Below are 21,321 nucleotides of genomic sequence, written 5' to 3' on the forward strand. Positions count from 1 at the left end.
TTCCTTTCCGGGTCGATTATAGATTGCTAGTTTTAATTCCGTGTAAAAGTATGTAAACGCATAAACTGATCATCGGGGTTTGAGTAAGCCTTTTTTATCAGGCATTGTGGGATGGGAGGATTGGTTCAACCAATAGATTCCTATGCCGATGGAAAAATCGCGGAGATTTTCATAGTCTTTTCAGCCTGGTTTTTTTAACTTTTCCTTTATGTAAAAATTACAAAGTGAGTGGGAAGGAACCTTCCTGCCAAACTATCGATGCTTCACAACTTTAGATGGAACAGCCTGGCTGCTTCTCCTGTCGGCAAAAGGAGAACTGAAAACGCCAGCCTGCGATGAAACTGAAAAACCAGCCCTTTCAGGAGGCTGGCGATTCATCTTCTATCCTATCTGTTGCCCGGAGCGGGCTGATCTACTCCTTTTACATGATGCCTGTGTCCATCATCCTCTGACGTATAAAAATCATAGTAGTGGACGTGCATCCCATTCCCCACCGGAATGGCTGGCCCCGAATAGGCTTTGTAATGATGGGTGTGCCCGTTCTCAAACACCACATACCCTTCTGTATAGTGGATGTGGCTGCTATGGTCCTCTGTAGGGATTGGAGGAGAAGTCACATCCAAACATTGATGCACATGTCCAGCCTCCACAGAGGTATAGTCCACCGATCCGTGAGTATGATGCGGGACAAACCCATTAACGAAGTCGTCTTTCCCTACTTTCGCCATTCTCCCACCCCTAAAAGGTTATTGGCCTTGTTCAGCCATGATTTTCTTGTCCAGCCTTCCTTGCAGCACATGGATCATATACAGGAAATGTTCCGCTTCCCTGACGACGTGGTCGGCCAGCAACGGATTGATCACATTGCGGATTTGGCAGGAACGGATCAGATCCAGGCCAGCTTTCTTGAAATCCCTTAGTTCCGAGGCCGCGCTCTCGCTGTCTTTGTTCATTTTCCCGATGATTGGGTATGTAGGGTGCTTTCGATATAGCATGGATTCTACATCCCTTGCCTGGTTCAGGAGCGTTTCAAAGTCATCTCCAAATTTCCTCGCTGTATTGACAAGATTTCTTTCAGACTGATCGAGAAGGGCAGATATGAAGCGGGAATGCTCCATCATGATGCGGAGCCAGAACACATTTTCACTGATGATCGCATCTTGGATAGGGTCAAGGATGCCATCGTTGAATTTTTTCAGCGTCCTCATGAAGTATTCGGCTTCCCTAGCGATATGATCGACGAGCAAGGGAAAGTTGAAGCCGCTTACCTTGCAGTTGACGATGAGGATGAGCAGGTTCCTTTTGAAGTTCCTGAATCCATGGGCCAGTTCGATGCTCTCCTCATTCAGTTTCCTGACTGCTTCAGTATTCTTTGGTGCCTGATAAGCTTTTCTCTCCTGCTGTTCAAAATAAGTATGAAACCTGTCTGTTTGCTGGATCAACTGCGTATCCTTGCGGTTGAACCCCTCTCCCAGGAACAAAGCATGCTCTTTCATGATCCTGAGCCAGAACCGATTTTCCGTAAGTGACCGTTCAATGAACATCTGTTCATCAAGAGACTCGGGTTTCGCAGCGAACGATTCCGGTGACTGCAGCATCTGATTGAACTGGTCCCTGCTCACATGTCCTGGCAGCGGAGGCTGATAGTGCATCGGTATTCCCCCCTTCATAGCAAATTTCATATTCATTGTATTAAGGGGGCCAGGAGAATATGCTAATAGCTTTCAATCAAAATGAACCCTTCGAGTGGCTGGTGCTAACGAGGCGAATGGCGCAGACGGGGAAATAACGGGCAATCTTCTTTTTACTGGATCACGGTCATCTTAAAAATAGCGAAAGGAGGAGGCCTGGCTTGCTGGCCGGGCGCCGCCACTGCGGAAACCGACCAGGATACCAGGAAGAAAACAGATTCTGGCCACCGAAATTAAAAGGGAGCCAGTCCCCTAGGACGGGGCGGCTGGCTCCTTTTTCGTTAATAGGTGTATTCTATATTGTTGATGAGTTTTCCCCAATCGATGGTGAGTTGCGGCTGTCCGGACTCCGCTTCTCTGCCGCATGCTTCAATGAATTGCTGGTCGTTCACATAGGAAGGATTGCCTGAAATCCTGCCCTGGATGGTACCTTTAATATATAACTTCCCCTTTAAATTGATTGATTTGGCAGAGAGGTTGCCGGCTACACACATCTTTGAATTTTCATTGATATTCAATTGATTGCCAATGGCTGCACTGCCGCCGACATACAGGCTGGACTCATTCAAGTCCAGATGTTTCATGACTTTCAGGCTGCTTCCGACAAATGCCCCGGTATCTTGCCAGAGCTCCAGATGGCCGTCAAAAGTGGCAGAGCCTTTCACTTCTAAAATCGAAGCAGTCAGGCTATTCATATTCTTGTCGATCGAGAAGGATCCGTCCGTGTGCAACTCGATGTTCTCCATATTATTCCCATTCCCGCCCATTACGAGGGATCCTGTGGAATAGATTGTTTTTCCTGAAAGCCGATTGTAATTCGCAGTATAGTTTCTGGATCCATTGATCAAGATTTCCTGGCAATCAACGTTCAGGCTCCTTGGACTTTGACAATAGGCTGATACACCTTCCGGATATGGGATCACGCTGAAATCCGGGAGCACATAAGGCGGACCGCCCTCACCGGAACCCGGGCCTGGATGGCCAGTTGGATCCACTCCTGATATTGGGATGTCCAATTTCGCCCCCAGTTCCGCTTCTTGTTCTCCTTCCTTCCCTTCGCTGTCATAGACAATCCGGATGCCTTTGGAATGTTGCTCGATCACAAGGTTCTTTATCGAAAAAGAGGCATCTGGCTGATCTTCCATTGTAACGGCCTGTTCCACTCCATCAAGGTCCGTTTGCAAGGAATCGGCCATCAAGGCAATGGCTTGATCTGTGTAAAATCCCTCCGGCCTGCCCTTCTTTTTTTCAAAGTCGGCAAGCATGATCGCCATGACTTGATCATAGACGGCTGGCTGATTTGAAATATAGGCGTTGTTGACGGCAGCCTGGAAATAGGATATTCCCATTTCGGCAAGCGCAACGGCTTGGCTGTCATCCTCAATGCTGTTATTTTGCTTTGTGCTGTTATAGGAATGCGCGAAGATTGTCATTCCGAGCGACATGAAAATGACAAACATGACCAGGACCGTCAGCAGTGCATATCCTTGTTCGTTTTTCCCAGCGTCCATCAGTTCCCCTCCGCCTTCAGCCTATATAGAAAAGTATCGATGACAATCCGGTTTTCTGGATTGTTTTTATCGTAAATCGTCAGGGTCAAAGGAAGATCCTCAAGGTTCGGGTCAATGTCCCCAGTAAAGTCAACCTCAAAGCACATGCCTGGATGGCTGAATTCTTCCTCGCCCGTTACACCTTGTTTCGTGAAATCGACCTTTACCTTGCAAGGGGATGCCGAAACCTCATATACGGTTGAGGTTTGATGGATTCGCGTCAATTTCGCGGAAAAAATATTCGCTTCCTGCTGCATCTGATTCTTCGAAACAGCCCTTGCCGAATAGTCAAGGCCCTGGAAAAACACCTGCCAGATCAATAAACCGACAAAAGAGAGGATAGCCAGGCTGGCCAGTACCTCTACCAGTGTCAAACCGCGTCCATTCCGTAACATGCCATCAACCTCCTTATTGATCAACGATAAGATAGCCGTGGGTTTCACTGATTTTTTCATTCTTTTGATCAAGGACTTTTATATGGACCAGGTGCGGCTTGGCAGGCGCGGAATCCAGGTCGGCAGCCTTTTTGATCCTGATCTCTCCTATGTATTCACCGATGTCCGTCTGGAAGAAGTAATAGCCGCCTTCCTCTTTTACAAACGATGCTGGCCTGTTTTCTTCCGAAGGATGCTCAAGGAACACCTTGGCCTCCATTGAGCCTTGCCAGGATGCAAGCAGCTCCCGTGCCGCATGGATTCCATTCGACTTCGTTTCATTCTTCTCGATCAGCAAACCGGCCTGTGGGAAGAGATTCATCACAGAAATAAGCACGAATGATAGAATCACGATGGAAAGCAGGATTTCAACAAGCGTCACACCTTTTTCATCTGCCAGCATTTAACCGCTCCCCCCGCTTACGTCTTTTACTATGATTATAGCACTAGAGACTATTTATCTAGTGTGATTTCCATAAAAAACGGCCAATCCTAATTTGGATTAGCCATGTCTTAACTTTCATTTTTGTCTTTCAATCGGCAATATTTCTTTTCCACAGAGAAGGAGGTCCTGCCAAGCTTATCAGCAATCTCTTTAAATCCCATTCCCTGCCGTATATATTCCAATAGTATAGTCTCCTCGCTTACGGTCCATGGTTTATAGCTATGCACTTTTTTGGGCTTCATTCTTTCCGCTTCAACCCATTCCGGTTCAGGAGGCAGGACGTTTTTTTCAAGCAATGCCAAGTTTACCTTTTCACGATGGTGATAGCACCATTCCCAAAAATCCTGAATATCGATAAAGGTAAATCTTTTTTTTGTGTGCGTAATCCTTTGCCTTGAATTTAATCCATGTCTTTTTATCCAGCACATCACAGTGTTCCTATCCACTTTTAAGGCTCTTGCCAGTTCACCAGCAGTAATCATACCTGTATGGGATTTAGTATTAGAGGAGCCAAATTTCCTATTCATAGTGACTTCAAGTGTTTTAACAGACCTCCCCATTTTTTTGGCGATAGTAGTCAATGGCAATGAACCAAGATTTTCTTCAAGATACTTCAATTCTAATTGATTTTTACTCACAGAAACTCAATTTCTCCTTTCATCCCTAACAGTCAGGCCGATATTTATTCCTCTTTCTTCCAATTAATCCAGATTATCTGCTGAGCATATATACATTCAGCGAATATCCCATGTACCAGACGCCCTACCTCTGTTATCTTTATCAACGCGGCTTTCCCGGCCCCAGCTTCTTCAATTACTTGAAGCCATACATTGATGTTCTCTTGAAAGCCAGGCTCTCCATCTTCTTTAAATGTTTCATCCCTATTTCAAATCGATCAATTCATCAAACTCCAAAATGCTCTTCAAATTAAGCAAACATACAAAAGTATCAAGTTTTGCTATTCCCTCTATATATTCACTTCCTGGTCCGGAGAAGGGTTTGATTTGGAATCCATCCGATTTACTGCCCAAGTCTATGACATCATTTGCTGTGTCAACTGCCAGGCCAATATTGGCTCCATCTATCTGAACAAACAATACCTTTGTATTTTCGGACAGCGAGGTATGGCCGAGCCCAAGCCTTCTCTTTAAGTCTATTATGGGAAAACTGCCGCCCCTTAGTTTGATCACTCCTAATATGATGTCATTGACTTGCGGGACGGAAGTTATTCCTGATACTTTTTCAATCGATTTTACCAAGCCAATATCCAAACCAAAGTGCTCTTGCCCTAATTGAAAAACAATAATTATCCTTCTCTTTTCAGATTGCTCCACAACTGGTTCTCTCCATTTCAATGCGGTCCGCTGCTTTTATTTGTCCTGCAAAAGGTACAGGTTAAATCGACCGCCATTGTCAAATGCCTCAGTTATTACCAAAGACCGGTATCCTGGAATCTTTTTTCTTTCACAATATCCAAGATAGCATCCCTAATACATGAAAATTCCTACTTTCTCGGCAAAAAAATTAGGCAATAATGCCTAAATTAGAGAATAAGTCTTTTTTACTGATTTTTAAATCAGTATTTTTCGGGTTTTCCGTTTTTTTAATCAACAAAGGGAAGTATTCGACAAAAAGCGACTAAATCAAGTTAAAGACATGATTGAATTTAGTTCCGCCTCTTTTATCACATTGCTTGATGAATCAATGGCATTGCGGCCCAGCCCATATAGAACCGCAAGCCAGGAATTCATCACTTCATCTTCATAAGGTGTATTTTTCAGGATTTCAATAGAACTAACCAGGAGTTCAATGGCTTTTCTATATTCTTTGTTTTTGATTCTAAACAATGCTTCATTTCTCATATGAAGGGCTAAATCGATTCTCCCTTCAGTTTCCCCCGCTAATTGATCAAGACAAAGCTGGGTCTGGTAATAGAGATTTTCTGCTGCTTCTCCATTGGAACTCAGGATTTCTGTATAACAATAATAAGATAAGATCCTTATTTTTTTCGAATCATAGTCGGAACAAAGACTCAACGCTTCATCCCAATGAGATTTCGCTTTTACGTATTTTTTTTCTTTAAAATAACTAAATGCGATTGCGTGATGACAGTCCCTTTTCAGCTCCCTATTATCATTTATCCTGTTAAGAATTTCTATTAACCGGTCTCTTGATTCAGAAAAGTAACCAAGATAGAGGTAGGACAAGGCAAACCGATAAGTGAATGACAGATAGTCTTTCTCTGGACAATTCGAATCTGCGAGGATTTCCTGCATTTTTTCAGATAATAATACAATGTCCAGATATCTCTTTTCCTTAAATAACGCAGATGAATAATACTCCAATATTGTAAAATGATTTACTTTAAATGGAATCATCATGTCAAACATTGGACGGGTGAACCATATATATTTATGTAAACTTGTATGATTATTTGAATATAGGTAAAATTCCTCCAATAAGTTGATTTGAGATTTTTTTGGAATCTCACTCATCAGCTTTTTTACTAAATTCAAAACCTTGCTGCGCTTATATTTCGATTTCCAAATTACATAATAGAACATAGCCCTGATATTTATTTGAAGGTTTTTTGGCGTTGGGTTTCCTTTGACTGTTCTTACTAATTTTCTCATTACTTTATTGGAAAAGCTGCTTCGATCAATAAGTAGCAGTTCAAGTAAATCCAATAAATCCCTGGGCTCATTAATATGGTTCAAATAGTCCTCCAATAAATCATCCCATGTAAGTGAAAGAGTATGATTCAGATAATTGATTACGGAAGGACTTGGTATTCTCTTTGCATTCTCGAGTTCACTAATTTGCTGCGGAACTACTATATATCCATATCTGAGATGAATTTGTTCACATAGCTGTTCTTGCGACAAACCCAGAGACATTCTTTTCAATTTGTAATTTAATCCAAGCACCTTATCCATGGAAAAACCTCCTCAGAGATCCGTTTGTATTTACTGAACTAAAGGGTAGCAACAAACAGGAAGTGTCATCCTCTTTATCTGAATGAATTTTTTTATTTATATCGTTATTATATAGGAAATTAATTACCATCTTATTTGAAAGAAAATTAATTAAAGCTAAACGAACCTTTATCCCTAAATAAATTACATAAAATAGCAATAAATTTAATGTTTACAAATGACGGTGACGAATCCTGAATTTTTACCATAGATACAAGTCTTACCTGGAGAAGGAAAAAGCGTGGTTTTCATGTGTGCTTGATGAGGCTAAGCGGACTGGACTGCTTGGCGATCGGCTGACCCGTTTTGCCGGCAGAGGTTTGATGCTGACGGTCTTTGCCCTCATACTTATCGCTTATTACCTCGATTCGATGTCCATTTTTTCGATGTCGGTCTATTCGGTTATCGCTGGCATCCTGCTGGTCAGGAGCTGGCTGAAACCCTCATTTTCGGTACCAGCAAATGGAGCGCTAGGGCAAGAACCGCAGCCAGGAGCAGCCATCCAGCCAGGTTTTCATCGAAAGTCATTAGAGAGGCAATCAATGACACGGCATAGAAGAGGATGGCACGCATTTTTCCCTTTTATCGGGAGATGCCCTATCCATCAAGGCAGACATTCTTTTTTTCAAAAAGCAGCTTAAAAGGGAGGGAATCCCCCAGACCCTGAGTGGAAGTGAATTGGACAAGTGGGCGGTTCGCGCCCTCCTTCTTGGAGGAAAGAAACAGTTGAAAAACGGCATTATTTCAAAGGAAACCGCAGCGGCCTCGCCTCTTTCCTTCCTTATTGCTGAAGGCCGTGAAGAGGACCCATTTAGGTACGATAAGGAAAAGGATCAGGTTCAGTGCCCCGCTGGCCAATGGACGATTAAAAAAGCTAAACCGGAAGAAAGAATACCGGGACCAACCAAATGATGACCTATTTCTTTGACATCAACCTCTGTAAGGAATGTCCAATGAGGGATGGTTGTTATAACGGCGGCAAAAGTAAGACCTACTCCATTTCCATTAAGTCAGAAGAACATAAAAAACAAATGGAATTTCCCGAGTCATCTGAGTATAAAGAAAGAAAAAAGGTCCGCTTACGAATTGAACACAAGAACTCGGAAATGAAGAGAGCGCATGGGCTAACCATGGCCAAATACCGTGGTCTCTTTGGTATGCGCATTCAAGCCTTCTTGACGGCATTTACCGTCAATGTGAAGAGGATGATAAAGCTTGAGGAGACCCTCCAGTAATCCCCAAAGGGGATTAGATGATATCAATTACAAAAACAGCACCCAGTATATGTAAAAAAACTGGTGCTGTTTTTTAGTACTTAGATATGAAATATTCACCCATTTTGCAGGGCTATCGATTATATCTGATTCTTTTGCTTTGAATTTGCAGTCTTCTTAAACTTAAGCACCCGATAATTTAAGTGCATTGATTCACAATCCGGCTTATAAAATAAGCTCCGATAAATGGAACAAGGACCCAATTAAGGTCCTTATTTCTGAAAACACAGTAGTGAACTAGATAGTTTACTCATCAGTCAGAATTTAAAATCAAATTCCCATTAGAATCGAATTTAGACCAGCCATCTTCTAGACTTGGATAATGCATACCTTTTTCAATTGAACTCCCACCATTCATAGTGGGTGATTCAAATACGATAAGCAAAACACTGTTCGTATTTCTATCGTACTCGTATTCATATATCAGATTTGGTTCCTCAGCAAATTTATAAACAATCATCCATCTTCCTGTTTTAAAGTCCCTTGATGACCTTTTTTTGTATCCTTGCTCCAAATCTACTTTCTGAGCTTCCATATATGTATCAATTCTATCTTCTGCGATATTCTTGTAACCAGGAAAATTCACATACCAAACAATAAAACAGACTAAAAAAAGGACAATTGCAGTAATCCCAATAATCACCTTTTTCTTCACAAGAATCACCCTTAGTGTAATATTACACTAATTATAACATAAGAAATAATTCTACTTTACCATAAAAATCGAGTTATTATATTTTTGAACACAAAATAATAACCCAATTAACACATCTTTTAACAAGTGTACATAAATGATTGGACGCTCGCGAATTTGTATGCTCAAAGTGGTACTAATTAACAAGATAAATCCATGTAAAATGACCGAAATCATTGAACTATTAACGAAAAAAAGAGGTGCGAATTAGCGTGCTAATTCCACCTCTAAAAGCCTGGTTATTTCCGTTTTTCTCCCTATCAACCGAACGGGTTATTTTCCAAGTTGGGATGGTTTTTAATAAAATCAGAGAATCTTGACTTTTTCTTCATTCGCTTTACGGATTTCCTCGATCAGCTTGCTGGCTTTTTCTTCTTTCTTTTGGGCAATCACCTGCTGCTCCAGCTGCGGCTTTACCTTTTCGAATGGTTCCGGCGTTTGCTTCTGGCTTTCGGTCTGCTTTTTATATTGTTCATAAATCGATTGGACCTCCTGATCGGAAACCTCGATCTTGCCAATCTTGCTATCCATGTATTTCATGACCATCATTTGCTGTTCCAGCTGGGTTTTCAGCTCTTTTTCGGTCAGTTTATTCTTTTTCAGCGCGTCATCGAATTGCTTATCGTTTTTGAATCCGGATTTGATTTTTTCCAGTTCCGCATCCACTTCTTTTTGCTCAACCGCTATGCCGTCATTCTCCGCTGTTTGCAGAAGCAGTTCAGCATTGATCATTTGATCCAGAACCGACTTTTCCAACTTTTTTTTCATTTTGCTGTCCATTTTGTCAGGAGGCATTCCCTGTTGTTCATAGGTCGACTTTGCGGCATCAAGTTCTTTCTTATACTCTTTTTTCGAGATTTCCTCTCCATTGACGGTCGCGACCAAATCCTCTTTCTTCTTTTTATCCGCCTTTCCTTCCGGGCTTCCGCTGCCGCATGCGGCCAGCACAAGAACAGCTATGCTCAAAGCAAGGATGCTTGTAAAGATTCTTTTCATTCCTGATCAGTCCCCTTTCATTAAACATGTCCGTCATACTAACATATTTTCCGCCTGCAAAACGAACTGTAAATGAATCGTTATACGATTTTAATATTTTTATAGCGGATTTAATATTTGTAAGTAATTCTTCCCACCATTCAGCGATGAAGCAGGAGAACCGTCCCCGTGCGTCGGGTTGTATGCCAGGACGTTTTTCCTGTTTATTTCGTTTTGCGAAGTAAATAGTATACTTTTATTTCTGAATATTCTAATATTTATCTTGTAATGAACTATGCCAAGGAGTGATCGAGTATATGAACAAGAAAAAGGTTATGACTGGATTAAGTGTACTTGCACTATGTGCCGGCCTGGCTTCCCCTTCGCTGGCATCCAATTCCCCTAATGGGAATCTGACCAATGACCAACAAGTTTACTCTGTGAAAGGCTTTACGAATCATGCGGAAATGGCCAATCGTCTCCAGGAAATCGCCCGGAACAGCCAGGGAAGGGTTGCCCTCGAAACTGTGGGGCAATCGAACAGAGGAAGGGAGATCTACCAGGCGAGGGTAGGTACCGGGGACAAAGTGGTCCTGATCGAAAGTGAAATCCATGGCAATGAAAAAACAGGGACGGAGGCTATCCTGAACATTCTTCAATACCTGGGTTCCAGCGACTCGCCTGAAGCGAAGAAAATCCGCAGTGAAATCACCCTCGTTGCCTTGCCTAAAATGAATCCTGACGCTTCCGAGCTGGATCGGCGCGGAAACGATCTGTCATGGGCCGAAGTCGTCGAGGATTTCCCTCAGCTCGCTTCGCTCTCCGGTCCAACCTGGAATTACTATACGGATCGTATCCTCCAGGATCGGGACTATTTCGGCAAGCCTGGTTTCGATGTCAACCGTGACTTCAACCCGGATTTGGATTATGTGCCAAAAGCAGAGGATATGCCTGGCAAGTCCAGTGAACCGGGATGGTACATCACACCGGAAGCGCAGACTGTCCGGGATGTGTACAAGTCATTGAAGGACGAGTTCGGGAAGGTGGATGTGTTCATCGACTTGCACCATCAGGGACAATACTACGTGGAAGGAACGGACGATCTTGTGACCATGTCGCTATCTGGTGAATTCGTCCCGGATCCCCGCACACCAGAAGGCGCCAAGTATTCTGCTTACGCAGGGAACTATGAAGGGGAGTTTTCAAAACAGCTGAACTTGGCAGCTTACAATGCCCTCCAATCTATTGGAGCCAGCTCGCCATTCAACAACATCACCCTTTACCAGCGGAACCTCGACCTTCCGGGTACTGCCCTCGGCAGCTTTGCCCTGAATGGAAGCGGAACGGTATTATTTGAAGTGAGGGGCCAATCCCACACCCTTGGCCAAAAGAAAAAAGGCCAGCTTGTCAAAGCAGTCGAAACCGGCCTGTACGGAATCATCAATGGTGTAGCGGATGGAAGTGTCTACGGACTCAACCCTGACGACTATGAAAAAATCCCTGAGACAGCCTATCAGCCTGGCATTTGAATCATTGATTGAAAAGGAGAGTGGACCGGTCCACTCTCCTTTAATCCGGGGCTGCCTTTTGATTTTTTGTGAAGAGGATACGCTTGGTCCATAGCCATGCATTGGACTGGCATATGGCATACTGCCTGCAGATCGGCTGATTATCGTGGCGCCAGGCTGAGATGACAATGCATAATTAAAATCCCTCGGATTGGCCGGGGGATTTCCTTTTTTATCGGATCGAATTAAAAAGCACCCAGAATGCATGACCGGGAACAGCGCTGCGCCCATCAAATCATTCTTCAGGAGGAGTGATCACCCCCTGCCTACATTTCGATGGAACGATAGTCATGAGGGTCGATTCTTCTTAGCATCTGGAGTTCTTCTTTTGTCGGTGCCGGGGTGTATCTGATTTGGTCATAAATCAGCTTGAACCCGGTGTTCTCTTGCACTTCCTGCAGCGTTGAGGTTGGGTGGATGGTATCAAGCTGGAGTTTCCCGCCCTTGAATTCAAACACGCAGAGCGGGGTGACGATTTTCCACAGGTTCCCTCGGGTGGTGACAAAGTCTACTTTTTCGACAAATGTCCGGATGTCGTGTTTAGTCCTCCAGATAATCGCTTTTTTCGCGGTCGGGATCAGCACTGCACTCCCGGCTCCGCCTGGAAGGCGAAGCTTTGGGCGGTGGTACTCGCCAATGACCGAAGCGTTGACATTCCCATTGATATCAAACTGGATTCCTCCCAAAAAAGCTACGTCCAGCCTGCCTCTCATCGACAGGTCGAAGACTTCCTCCAGAGGGAAGTAAGCCTCGCCGCTGTCAAGCAGGTCTGCGCCTGCCGAAGAATAGGATGCCTTTTGGATGGAGCTGGGATTCACGCCGCCAGGAATGTTCAAATGGACGAGGCCAGGGGCGTGCATCTGCCTGGCCATGCTCATCGCGACCATAGGCAGGTGGGAGGATACTCCATGGAACACAGTCTCTCCATCCCCAAGCATATTGGAAATGGCACATGTCATGATGTCGACTGGGCGATACATTTGGGTCATGATCTGATCGCCGTCCTTTCTCCTGAGTGATCGCGAGATACATAGTTTGATAGATATTTTTTTATTTCTTCCCTGTTTTTCAAGCCCAAGAAAGACACAAGGGCTTTTTCATCGATATCGTATTTCCTGTGGCAGGAAGTCGGACTGGCACCCTTCGGCGCATGTACGACAGCGCTGACCAAAAACCCGGGAATGTCCACATATTCTGCATTCAATTTCATCTTGCTTGAAGGAACGATTTGTTCGGTTGTGATCAGCACCTTTTTGGCTGCCCTGCTGATCAGCACATCTTCGAATTTCGGTCCGTAAATCCTCGCATTGCCATTGGCGTCGCATTCCTGGACATGGATGACAGCCAGATCAGGCACAATCGTTTTCACAAGAGTGACAGGCTCCCCGCCGAAAGGATCCTCAACGACCATGAAATAATCATTCTTGTCCAGCAGCTCCCCCGCGACCAACCCTTTTACCGGCATGAAAGGGACATTCATCTGGGCGCCGCGGAGCGCGCAAATGACCGTATAGCAGGCATGCTCATTCCCTTTGACGACACCGTCCTGGACCGCTTTGCGGTAGTGGGAAGCAAGGCCGAACTTCGTTTCATAACTGACAAAGCCGGCATCGACCGTCGAGACACTGCCCATGGCACAAAGAAGGTCAATGTCATGGGCACCTGCCGTTTTGACGATTTTCAGCTCCTTCCTTCCCTGCCTTGCGATTTCCCTGACGAAGGCCATCGGGGCACGGTGAAGGACGTTCCCGCCGAACGCAACCGTATCCCCATCTTTTAACAGAGCCGCCGCATCGGTTAAACTCATTACTTTTCCCATAAAATCACCACCATTATTTCACTGCATTGCAGGCGATGTGGACAGCATCCCATACACCGGCGAAAGGCGGCGCATAGCATAGGTCAGCCATCCCGAGGTCATCAGCGGACATATTCGCATGGATGGCGACAGCAAAAATATCGATTCGCAAAACGACTCCTTTGTTGCCAACAGCCTGCGCTCCCAAAATCCTTCTCGTACGCTTCTCGCAAATCAGTTTGATCCAGATTGGCGTTTGATTTGGATAATAGCCAGGATGGTCCGCACTTTCCACAAACACGGTCGTATATTCGATCTTTAAGTTCTTTGCATCTTCTTCGGACATTCCTGTCCTCGCCATTTCAAGGTCGAATACCTTGATGGCCGCGCTTCCAAGGGTCCCGATGTATTTCAAATGGCTGCCAGCAATGTTCGCTCCTGCCAATCTTCCGCATTTGTTGGCATTTGTGCCGAGCGGAATGTAGCTGTTTTCTTCCATTACCTTGTTATAGACAAGCGCGCAATCGCCCGCTGAATAGATACCTTCGATATTGGTGCGCATTTCCCTGTCGATGATGACAGCACCATTCTCGGAAAGCGCGATCCCGGACCCTTCCAAAAAGCCCGTTGCTGGCCTGACTCCCAAGGACAGGAGGACCAGGTCGGCTTGATAGGTCCCCTTATCGGTTTGAACACCCTCCACCTTGCCAGTGCCAATAAAGCCTACCACCTTCTCGTTCAGGTTAAGCTGGACGCCTTGCCTGACCAGTTCTTTTTCTGCAAGGTCGGTGATTTCCTTATCGAATGTCCGCATGATCCGGTCAGATAATTCGATGACACGGATGTTCTTGCCCAAATGTCCCATCGCTTCGGCTACCTCGATTCCAATATAGCCTCCCCCGACGATGACAACATTCCTGATCTCTGGCTGGCTGGCAATCTCCTTTAGCCCAATCCCATCCTCCAATGTCTTCAGGACATGGATATTATCAAGCTCCCTGCCGCTGAATGGCGGGACAATAGGATAGGTGCCCGTGGCGACCATCAGCTTGTCGTAGCCGTCAAGGAACATCCTGTTGCTCTCAAGGTCGCGGACCATCACCTGCTTCTTCTCGGGGACGACCTTGACAACTTCATGCTTAAGGAAAATCTCCATTCCCATTGACTCGAACTGCTCCTTCGTCCGGGCGATCATTTTTGTGTAATCATCATTCTCACCAGAGACATAGTATGGCAGTCCGCAAGCACCATAAGAAAGGAAGCTCCCTTTTTCATAGACGGCAATCTGTGCGTCCCGGTCCATCCTCCTCAATTTGGAAGCTGCCGACATCCCTGCCGCAACCCCGCCAATCACGATAAGCTTCATAGACTATTTCTCCCTGGAATTTATTTTTAGGATTTCATCCTCAGCTGCTTTCAGCGCATCACCAGGTGCCAAATCCCCCGTAAACGCCTTATGGATATGAGTATATAACGGCGCTAGCCTTTCACCTGCATCCTCCATCTTCGGTAATGGCCTGGCGTATTCCCTGATTGAATGATGCAGCACAGGATACCAGGGATGGTCCTCGCGATTTTCCTCATAAGACGACTCCCTGACCGGCGCGCCTGAATAGCTCCCGACAATCCTGTCGATTGGCGGGGAAGAAAGATAACCGAGGAATTCGTTCGCCAATTGTTTATTGGCCGATTTCTTATTGATGGCAAAACCCCAGGTCACGTTCCATGCAGTGCTGATCGCAGCGAAGCCGACATCCTCTTTTTCAAGGCAGCGATCATCCATGACAAAACCAAGCTGGCCGCCCCAGGTGATCGCCAGTGCCGCTTGCTTTTTCTGAAAGCTTTCCCTCACCTCATCATTTCCATACATATGGACATGCCTTGGCGCGAGGTCCTTTAGGGACAGGTACTTTTCGAGTGCCTTGATCCCTTTTTCCTGGTAAAAGCAAGGTTCGTGGGTATGCTCATCGAAGGCATCGATTCCTTCGCTTCTCAAATAAGGGAGGAAATCAAGGAAAATTTCGCTTTCATGCGCCTTCATGCTGATGCCTGCCATTCCATCCTCGCCATGGAGCCTGGAAGCAAGGGAAATGACAGTATCCGGATCGACCACTTCTGGGAGCGGGCCGCCAAATGCTTTTTCAGCTGCGGACTTCCGGTAGAGCAAGACGTGGCCATCACAAAAGGACGGGTACAAGTAAGGTTTTCCGTCGAGAGTCAGTTCCTCCCGGATGGGTTGGAGGATATCCATGCGATTGTAGGACGGAGTATCGGGAAAGGCCACTTCATCAATATAGCCTTTGGTTGCGAAGTCCTTCGGCCAGAGATGGCCGGCAGCCATCACGATATCAAAGTCCGCCTTCCCTTCGAGCGCCTCGATCATCCTTGGATAGTATTCCGCCCATGGAACAATCTTGAAATCTACCATTGTATTCTTCACTTCATTGAATGTGCCAATAATCCTGTAACGCTGATCGGTATAGGCATAGACAGCGGGATCAGCGACCGCCAGAACCCTTAATATTGGAAACATTTAATCTGCACCACCCGTCAACCTAATCTTTTAAAATCGGATCGTGATCGAGGATCCCAACTACCACAGCATCTACTGGTGCTTTCCTGCTCAGACCGTGCTCAACGGCACTGCCTCTGGTCACAAGGACTAGTTCCCCTTCTCCAGCGCCAATTTCGTCCGCTGCGACAAGGCAGTCTTCCTTGCCGCCGAAATAAGGCTGGATGACGAGAAGCTTGAACCCTTGCAATTCCTGGTATTTCCTTGATGACACTACACTGCTGACAACCCTGCCAATCATCATCATCTACTCCCCCTTTTAGGGAATTATTTTCAACTCTTCATTCCCTGCAAGCCCGAATGCATTGGCATCGTCTGTATCGATATGCATATCCAGCGCATAATTGTCCCTCACGCGGATGGTCACCTGGCCCATGAGACCGCCCTTTTCCCCTTCAACAACGACAGATACCTTCTGCTGATCGGATACGCCGAATTGGGCAGCGTCCGCTGGCGTCATATGAATATGGCGGTCAGCGATGATACAGCCTTCATGCAATTCGACCTTCCCGCGTGGCCCGATGATGGTAATCGGCGAAGATCCCTCGATGTTTCCAGACTGGCGGACAGGCGGATTGAGGCCGAGCTTCCTGGCATCGGTCCTCGCGATTTCCACCTGTGTCTGATTCCGCAACGGGCCAAGGATCCGGACTTTTTCAATCGTGCCCTTGGGACCTTGGATCGTTACTTGCTCATGGCAGGCAAATTGCCCAGGCTGCGAAATCTCCTTCATCTTTGTCAGGCGGTAACCTTCCCCAAAGAGTTGGCTGACATGATCCTGTTGAAGATGGACATGCCTGGCAGAGATGTTGACAGGCACGTATTCCCTGCGGGAAGGCTCACTTAAAAGCTTGTGTTTCCTAAGTTCGTCAACGACTGATTTCGTAATTTCAACCAATAACTCTGATTGATTCACAGCATTCATGTTTACTTCAATCCAGTCATCAATTTCGCAACATCACCATGCGGCCTTGGGATGACATGGACGGCCACCAATTCCCCCACCCGCTGTGCCGCTTCCGCTCCAACTTCTGTCGCAGCCTTGACCGCGCCAACCTCACCGCTGACAATGACAGACACAAGGCCGGAGCCAATTTTTTCGCTGCCTACGATTTCGACGCTTGCTGCTTTCAGCATGGCATCTGCCGCCTCGATTGCTGCTGTAAGTCCTCTTGTTTCAATGATTCCTAATGATCCACTCATGTTTTTCGCCTCCAGTTTTTTATTTTTCCATAGGCATGTCATATTTGACTGTTGATTTCCGCTTCAAGCACTTCGCTTTCCGCGGGCATACCGGGGATCCTCCTCAGCGCTCTGCGCTTCACGGAGCCCCCCTGCCCTACAGCCCCGCCGGAGTCTCCGTGCCTTCCGCTCCAAATCTTCTCAAAAATCAAACATAACTCTTCGATAAAAAAAGAGATTATAAGTTTGGCAGAAGCTTTGTAATATCGCTGTGCGGTCTTGGGATGACATGGACGGCCACAAGCTCTCCGACACGCTGTGCTGCTTCCGCTCCTACTTCTGTTGCTGCTTTGACTGCTCCAACATCCCCTTTGACAATCACAGAGACAAGGCCGGAGCCGATTTTTTCACTGCCGACAATTTCAACATTCGCTGCCTTCAACATGGCGTCTGCCGCCTCGATTGCCGCTGTGAGTCCTCTTGTTTCGATTAAGCCGATTGATTCATTCATCATTTTTCCTCCTCGATATTATTCACTTTGGCCGATTTTCCTTTTGCCTGTCTGTCGCCTTCTGCTTCGATTGCATCCTTATCTGGTCGATCCTCGATGATCAGCGGACCTGAATCACGGCCCTCCTGCTGTCCTTCCTTGTTTGATCGTGCAGCAGCCTGTCCAGCCGCAGGAGTTTCCCCCCTGCCCGGGATGATGTATTTCATGATTTCCTCATGCGGATTCGTGATAGCCAGGGCCATCTTCAGCGGACTCCCTGGTTTATCCTCGCTGACCCTTTTGGCTATATCTATTGCTGCTTCTATATCCGGCACGCTGCCGCCGACAATCAGGCTGACGAGCCTGCCGCCAAGATATTTTTCGGATGAGAGGAATTCAACATTCGCCCCTTTGCAAACCTTGTCCAAAATCTCGGACGCCACAGCGAAGTATTGAGTCTCAATGACACCTATTGCTTCATACTTGATCACTGTCCACCACCTTCCGAGGGATTGATTAGCTTCCCAAGCCCTTCATAAGGCCTGGGAATGACCTTTGCCGCAACCAGCTCTCCGTGTTCGCCTGCCGCCTCCTGGCCGACGGCGATCGCATGCTGCACAGAGGCGAGATCCCCGCGGATGATGACAGCGATCATGCCGGTCCCGATCCTCTTGATGCTGCGGATCTCTACGTATGAGGACTTGACCATCTTATCCGCGCACGATAAAGCGGTTACATTCCCGACGACCTCCAGGATTCCAATTGATTGTTTCATGAGCCTCACCTCTTATCGACTTAAGCCTTGACCTTGACCTTTCCAATCGGAAGCAGCTTCTCCATGCCATCCGTCGCCGATGGGATGAGGTGGACCGAAATGTCACGTCCATCTATATATCTCGCTGCTTCGGCTTCTGCAACGTCCAGCGCGATTTCCACGTCCGATACCTTCCCGGTGAATTTCACCTGGACGACGACCGGGATCGGGGCGCTGTCGCCTGAGGCAGGATTGTTGCAGTCGATTCCTTCAATCATGATGTGCGCTGCCTTGCAGGCTTTATCCATCGCCGCAAGCGCCACACTATACCCTTGTACTTCCAATAATCCGATTGCATTGCCCATCTCCATCACCTATCCTATGATCCGAAATCCGCCTTCAGCCAATACACAGCGTCTCTGTCTTGTAAAAGTCTTCGCAGAAGTGATTCCTTCGCCTGTAGGACCGGCAATGGTCATTGTCGTGAACCCTTCACCGCCAAAACCGACACCTGCAAGGGATGAAGCATTTTTAACAAAAATGGTCGTTTCGACGGCTTTTGCAAACCGGGTCAGATGGTCCACGTTCCGGGAGTGCATGACCGCTGTATGGCGATTCCCATGCTCTGCCTTGACGGCGAGATCGATCGCCTCATCCAGCGTCTTGACCCTGACAATCGGAAGGACCGGCATCATTTGCTCCAATTGGACAAACGGATGATCGAAATCGACTTCGCAAATCAACAGCCTAATCTCTTCATTGGCGGGAATTCCTATTTCCTTCAGGAAAGCTCCCGCCGGCTGGCCGACCCATTTTTTTGCGACATGGTATTCACGCCTGTTATCGAGCGAGCAGCCACGCGCTTCCTGCTTTTCATTTTCTTCAAGCGCAAAGCCCATGACTTGCTGAAGCTGATGCCTATCAAGCATGTATGCGCCATTATCGAGCATGTGGAAAATCAGGTCATCAGCAGCTGATTCAAGGACAAACACTTCTTTTTCAGCGATACAAAGAAGGTTGTTGTCAAAGGAAGCCCCATCGATGATAGCTTTTGCCGCCTTTTCGATGTCTGCTGTATCATCGACGATCACAGGCGGATTCCCCGCTCCTGCCCCGATGGCTTTTTTCCCTGATTTAAGGAGTGTTTTCACGAGTCCGGGCCCGCCTGTCCCGACAAGCATCCTGACCTTCGGGCTGTCGATCAGCACCTGCATCGTTTCCAGGGTCGGGTTCCCGACCATCGTCACCAAGTTCTCTGGACCGCCAGCGGACGTGATCGCTTTGTTCAGCAGGCGCACCATATAGGCACTTGATTTTTTCGAAGAAGGATGGACATTGAATACCACCGCATTCCCTGCTGCCAGCATCCCGATTGAATTGTTGAGGATCGTTTCTGTCGGGTTCGTCACCGGCGTGACCGCACCAATCAAACCAAATGGAGCTTCTTCCACAATCGTCAGTCCATCATCACCCGAAAATGCCTCTGTTTTAAGGATTTCGGTCCCTGGTGTATGCAGGGCGGTCAATTCATGCTTCGCAATTTTGTCAGCGACGTTACCTAACTTAGTTTCTTCATGGACCATCTTCGCCAGCTGTTCTTTTTCATCCAAAACAGCCTGCCGTATGGCGGATAGGATCCTTTCCCTGTCCTTCAGCTGGAAATTCCTCATATAGACCAGTTGCGCGTGATGGCCGGCTTCGACAGCCTCCTCCATCCTGGAGAAAACCCCCTGGTCCCCCTGCTGGCTGGAATCCAGACCCTGGCCGGTCGTTCCGGCAGACACATGGCTGGCTGTTCCGGCAGACACTCGTCCGGCGGTTCCGGCAGATACATGGCTGCGGGCCTCCTGCGAAGGATGGACCGCCTGCTTCAACCGGACCGGGGTGTTTCCAGGGCTGCTAGCTGAAGAGGAGGGTTGGTCCTTGATGGCCGCTTCAACATTCCGTAAGACGGATTGGACTATTTTCTGTATATCCTGTTCAGAAATCTGGGTGCTCAACTTGCTTCCCCCTTACTTGAGATATTTTTTCAATACATCCTCGGTGACCTTCCTGACAATCGACTCAATCAACTCGCCTTTCTCCGCGTTCCCATCATTTCCGGCCCCGGCCGGCCCGCCAACTGCTTTTGGGTCGCAAGTTGGGATGCCTCCCGTCTTGATGCCCATCTTCTCGCGGATGTTGATCAGATCGGATATTTGCGAACAATTCAGCTCGTTTGCCTTGTTGATGATATTGTTTGAATACATGAGCATGAGAGCATAATGCTCAAGTGATTCCATCCGGTAATAAGCCTGTACCAAATCGCTCCCCCAGGTGAGTGCCCCATGGTTGGCAAGAAGCACGGCGTTGTAATCCTTGCAATATGGCGCAATCGAATCAGGGACCTCCTGGGTTCCTGGCGTCGCATATGGCGCTACAGGAACGGTCCCCAAAATAACGACTGCTTCAGGAGAAACTGGCTGATCAAGGCTGATGCCTGCAATGGCAAATGAAGTCGCGACAGGAGGATGGGCGTGCACGACTGCGTTCGCATCCGGATTTTCCTGGTAGACACGCAGGTGCATTTTCACTTCTGATGATGGTTTAAGCCTGCCTGACAGCACTTTCCCGGAAAGGTCCATTTTCACCATCATGTCCGGAGTCATGAACCCCTTGCTTACTCCTGTTGGTGTCGTCCAAATCGTATTGGGGCCAACCTTGACAGATATATTGCCATCATTGGCAGCCACGAAATTCTTGTTATATACTCTCCTGCCAATCTCGCAAATCAATTTTTTCGCCTCAAAATCTGACAAATACTTATTTGTCGCAATCATTGCTTACATCTCCTAACTTTTCAGCTGCGATGGGTCTTCAAAACCACACAAATAACCAAAAACCCAATTATACTTAATCTAATATTCTTATTTTATAGCA

Annotated in this window: 27 protein-coding genes; 4 read left to right on the forward strand and 23 right to left on the reverse strand. The window is 46.8% G+C overall.

Annotated elements, in window-relative coordinates:
- Nucleotides 1-386 precede the first annotated feature (386 nt).
- From JJQ88_RS12270 to JJQ88_RS12305, 8 genes are all read right to left on the reverse strand, one after another.
- Nucleotides 387-728 (reverse strand): YmaF family protein, encoded by a 342-nt coding sequence (locus JJQ88_RS12270; protein WP_210366190.1) that lies wholly within the window; start codon nucleotides 726-728, stop codon nucleotides 387-389.
- Between the two features lie 18 nt (nucleotides 729-746).
- A complete protein-coding gene (locus JJQ88_RS12275; RefSeq protein ID WP_210366191.1) occupies nucleotides 747-1,652 on the reverse strand; it encodes a DUF2935 domain-containing protein in 906 nt (301 codons plus the stop codon).
- Nucleotides 1,653-1,972: 320 nt separating this feature from the next.
- Nucleotides 1,973-3,202 carry a type IV pilus modification PilV family protein gene (locus tag JJQ88_RS12280; RefSeq protein ID WP_210366192.1) on the reverse strand — a complete coding sequence of 410 codons (1,230 nt, stop codon included), beginning with the start codon at nucleotides 3,200-3,202 and terminating at the stop codon, nucleotides 1,973-1,975.
- Complete coding sequence (locus JJQ88_RS12285) at nucleotides 3,202-3,636, reverse strand: PulJ/GspJ family protein (RefSeq protein ID WP_210366193.1); 435 nt, start codon at nucleotides 3,634-3,636, stop codon at nucleotides 3,202-3,204. The genes JJQ88_RS12280 and JJQ88_RS12285 overlap by 1 nt, the downstream gene beginning before the upstream one ends.
- A gap of 13 nt (nucleotides 3,637-3,649) precedes the next feature.
- Entirely contained in the window at nucleotides 3,650-4,078 is a 429-nt protein-coding gene (locus tag JJQ88_RS12290) for a type IV pilus modification PilV family protein (RefSeq protein WP_210366194.1), read from the reverse strand.
- Between the two features lie 110 nt (nucleotides 4,079-4,188).
- A complete protein-coding gene (locus tag JJQ88_RS12295) occupies nucleotides 4,189-4,758 on the reverse strand; it encodes a helix-turn-helix domain-containing protein (protein ID WP_210366195.1) in 570 nt (189 codons plus the stop codon).
- A gap of 243 nt (nucleotides 4,759-5,001) precedes the next feature.
- A complete protein-coding gene (locus JJQ88_RS12300) occupies nucleotides 5,002-5,454 on the reverse strand; it encodes a chemotaxis protein CheW (RefSeq protein ID WP_349237130.1) in 453 nt (150 codons plus the stop codon).
- Nucleotides 5,455-5,763: 309 nt separating this feature from the next.
- Nucleotides 5,764-7,056 (reverse strand): helix-turn-helix transcriptional regulator, encoded by a 1,293-nt coding sequence (locus JJQ88_RS12305; RefSeq protein WP_210366197.1) that lies wholly within the window; start codon nucleotides 7,054-7,056, stop codon nucleotides 5,764-5,766.
- 293 nt (nucleotides 7,057-7,349) lie between these two features.
- Between JJQ88_RS12305 and JJQ88_RS12310 the strand changes: the two genes are divergently transcribed.
- The 3 genes from JJQ88_RS12310 to JJQ88_RS21890 all read left to right on the forward strand — a co-directional run bounded on the left by JJQ88_RS12310 (nucleotide 7,350) and on the right by JJQ88_RS21890 (nucleotide 8,330).
- Nucleotides 7,350-7,736, forward strand: a complete 387-nt coding sequence (locus JJQ88_RS12310) for a hypothetical protein (protein ID WP_210366198.1) — start codon at nucleotides 7,350-7,352, stop codon at nucleotides 7,734-7,736.
- 85 nt (nucleotides 7,737-7,821) lie between these two features.
- Nucleotides 7,822-8,007 carry a hypothetical protein gene (locus JJQ88_RS12315; protein WP_210366199.1) on the forward strand — a complete coding sequence of 62 codons (186 nt, stop codon included), beginning with the start codon at nucleotides 7,822-7,824 and terminating at the stop codon, nucleotides 8,005-8,007.
- A gap of 41 nt (nucleotides 8,008-8,048) precedes the next feature.
- The gene (locus JJQ88_RS21890; protein ID WP_481748302.1) at nucleotides 8,049-8,330 is read left to right on the forward strand and encodes a transposase; all 282 of its coding nucleotides are present in this window, start codon (nucleotides 8,049-8,051) and stop codon (nucleotides 8,328-8,330) included.
- A gap of 292 nt (nucleotides 8,331-8,622) precedes the next feature.
- On the opposite strand, the gene JJQ88_RS12325 is transcribed toward JJQ88_RS21890, so the two are convergent.
- A complete protein-coding gene (locus tag JJQ88_RS12325; RefSeq protein ID WP_210366201.1) occupies nucleotides 8,623-9,024 on the reverse strand; it encodes a DUF3139 domain-containing protein in 402 nt (133 codons plus the stop codon).
- Nucleotides 9,025-9,369: 345 nt separating this feature from the next.
- Nucleotides 9,370-10,059 (reverse strand): SurA N-terminal domain-containing protein, encoded by a 690-nt coding sequence (locus tag JJQ88_RS12330; protein ID WP_210366202.1) that lies wholly within the window; start codon nucleotides 10,057-10,059, stop codon nucleotides 9,370-9,372.
- A 296-nt stretch (nucleotides 10,060-10,355) separates the two neighbouring features.
- Between JJQ88_RS12330 and JJQ88_RS12335 the strand changes: the two genes are divergently transcribed.
- Nucleotides 10,356-11,567 (forward strand): M14 family zinc carboxypeptidase, encoded by a 1,212-nt coding sequence (locus tag JJQ88_RS12335; protein ID WP_210366203.1) that lies wholly within the window; start codon nucleotides 10,356-10,358, stop codon nucleotides 11,565-11,567.
- Nucleotides 11,568-11,872: 305 nt separating this feature from the next.
- Here the strand turns inward: JJQ88_RS12335 and JJQ88_RS12340 are convergent, their stop codons facing one another.
- The 13 genes from JJQ88_RS12340 to JJQ88_RS12400 form a co-directional block, all read right to left on the reverse strand.
- A complete protein-coding gene (locus tag JJQ88_RS12340; RefSeq protein WP_210366204.1) occupies nucleotides 11,873-12,595 on the reverse strand; it encodes a CoA-transferase subunit beta in 723 nt (240 codons plus the stop codon).
- Nucleotides 12,592-13,425 carry a CoA transferase subunit A gene (locus JJQ88_RS12345; protein WP_210366205.1) on the reverse strand — a complete coding sequence of 278 codons (834 nt, stop codon included), beginning with the start codon at nucleotides 13,423-13,425 and terminating at the stop codon, nucleotides 12,592-12,594. Before JJQ88_RS12345 ends, JJQ88_RS12340 begins: the two co-directional genes overlap by 4 nt.
- A gap of 13 nt (nucleotides 13,426-13,438) precedes the next feature.
- Nucleotides 13,439-14,770, reverse strand: coding sequence for a CoA-disulfide reductase (locus JJQ88_RS12350; RefSeq protein ID WP_210366206.1), 1,332 nt, complete (start codon nucleotides 14,768-14,770; stop codon nucleotides 13,439-13,441).
- A gap of 3 nt (nucleotides 14,771-14,773) precedes the next feature.
- Complete coding sequence (locus JJQ88_RS12355; RefSeq protein WP_210366207.1) at nucleotides 14,774-15,937, reverse strand: extracellular solute-binding protein; 1,164 nt, start codon at nucleotides 15,935-15,937, stop codon at nucleotides 14,774-14,776.
- 22 nt (nucleotides 15,938-15,959) lie between these two features.
- Nucleotides 15,960-16,220 carry a EutN/CcmL family microcompartment protein gene (locus JJQ88_RS12360; protein ID WP_210366208.1) on the reverse strand — a complete coding sequence of 87 codons (261 nt, stop codon included), beginning with the start codon at nucleotides 16,218-16,220 and terminating at the stop codon, nucleotides 15,960-15,962.
- Between the two features lie 15 nt (nucleotides 16,221-16,235).
- On the reverse strand, nucleotides 16,236-16,901 hold the full coding sequence (locus JJQ88_RS12365; protein ID WP_210366209.1) for a phosphate propanoyltransferase: 666 nt from the start codon (nucleotides 16,899-16,901) through the stop codon (nucleotides 16,236-16,238).
- A gap of 2 nt (nucleotides 16,902-16,903) precedes the next feature.
- Nucleotides 16,904-17,179: a BMC domain-containing protein gene (locus JJQ88_RS12370; protein ID WP_210366210.1), complete on the reverse strand. Its 276-nt coding sequence runs from the start codon at nucleotides 17,177-17,179 to the stop codon at nucleotides 16,904-16,906.
- 217 nt (nucleotides 17,180-17,396) lie between these two features.
- Nucleotides 17,397-17,669: a BMC domain-containing protein gene (locus JJQ88_RS12375; protein WP_282597695.1), complete on the reverse strand. Its 273-nt coding sequence runs from the start codon at nucleotides 17,667-17,669 to the stop codon at nucleotides 17,397-17,399.
- A complete protein-coding gene (locus JJQ88_RS12380) occupies nucleotides 17,669-18,139 on the reverse strand; it encodes a BMC domain-containing protein (protein WP_349237131.1) in 471 nt (156 codons plus the stop codon). Before JJQ88_RS12380 ends, JJQ88_RS12375 begins: the two co-directional genes overlap by 1 nt.
- Complete coding sequence (locus JJQ88_RS12385) at nucleotides 18,136-18,423, reverse strand: BMC domain-containing protein (RefSeq protein WP_210366212.1); 288 nt, start codon at nucleotides 18,421-18,423, stop codon at nucleotides 18,136-18,138. Before JJQ88_RS12385 ends, JJQ88_RS12380 begins: the two co-directional genes overlap by 4 nt.
- Nucleotides 18,424-18,443: 20 nt before the next feature.
- Complete coding sequence (locus JJQ88_RS12390) at nucleotides 18,444-18,767, reverse strand: BMC domain-containing protein (RefSeq protein ID WP_210366213.1); 324 nt, start codon at nucleotides 18,765-18,767, stop codon at nucleotides 18,444-18,446.
- A 9-nt stretch (nucleotides 18,768-18,776) separates the two neighbouring features.
- On the reverse strand, nucleotides 18,777-20,402 hold the full coding sequence (locus JJQ88_RS12395) for an aldehyde dehydrogenase family protein (protein WP_246861131.1): 1,626 nt from the start codon (nucleotides 20,400-20,402) through the stop codon (nucleotides 18,777-18,779).
- Nucleotides 20,403-20,414: 12 nt separating this feature from the next.
- Nucleotides 20,415-21,221 (reverse strand): class II aldolase/adducin family protein, encoded by an 807-nt coding sequence (locus tag JJQ88_RS12400; protein WP_210366214.1) that lies wholly within the window; start codon nucleotides 21,219-21,221, stop codon nucleotides 20,415-20,417.
- Nucleotides 21,222-21,321 lie beyond the last annotated feature (100 nt).

This window comes from Bacillus sp. REN3 (assembly GCF_017912555.1).
In the GTDB taxonomy this organism is placed as follows: Bacteria; Bacillota; Bacilli; order Bacillales; family Cytobacillaceae; genus Mesobacillus.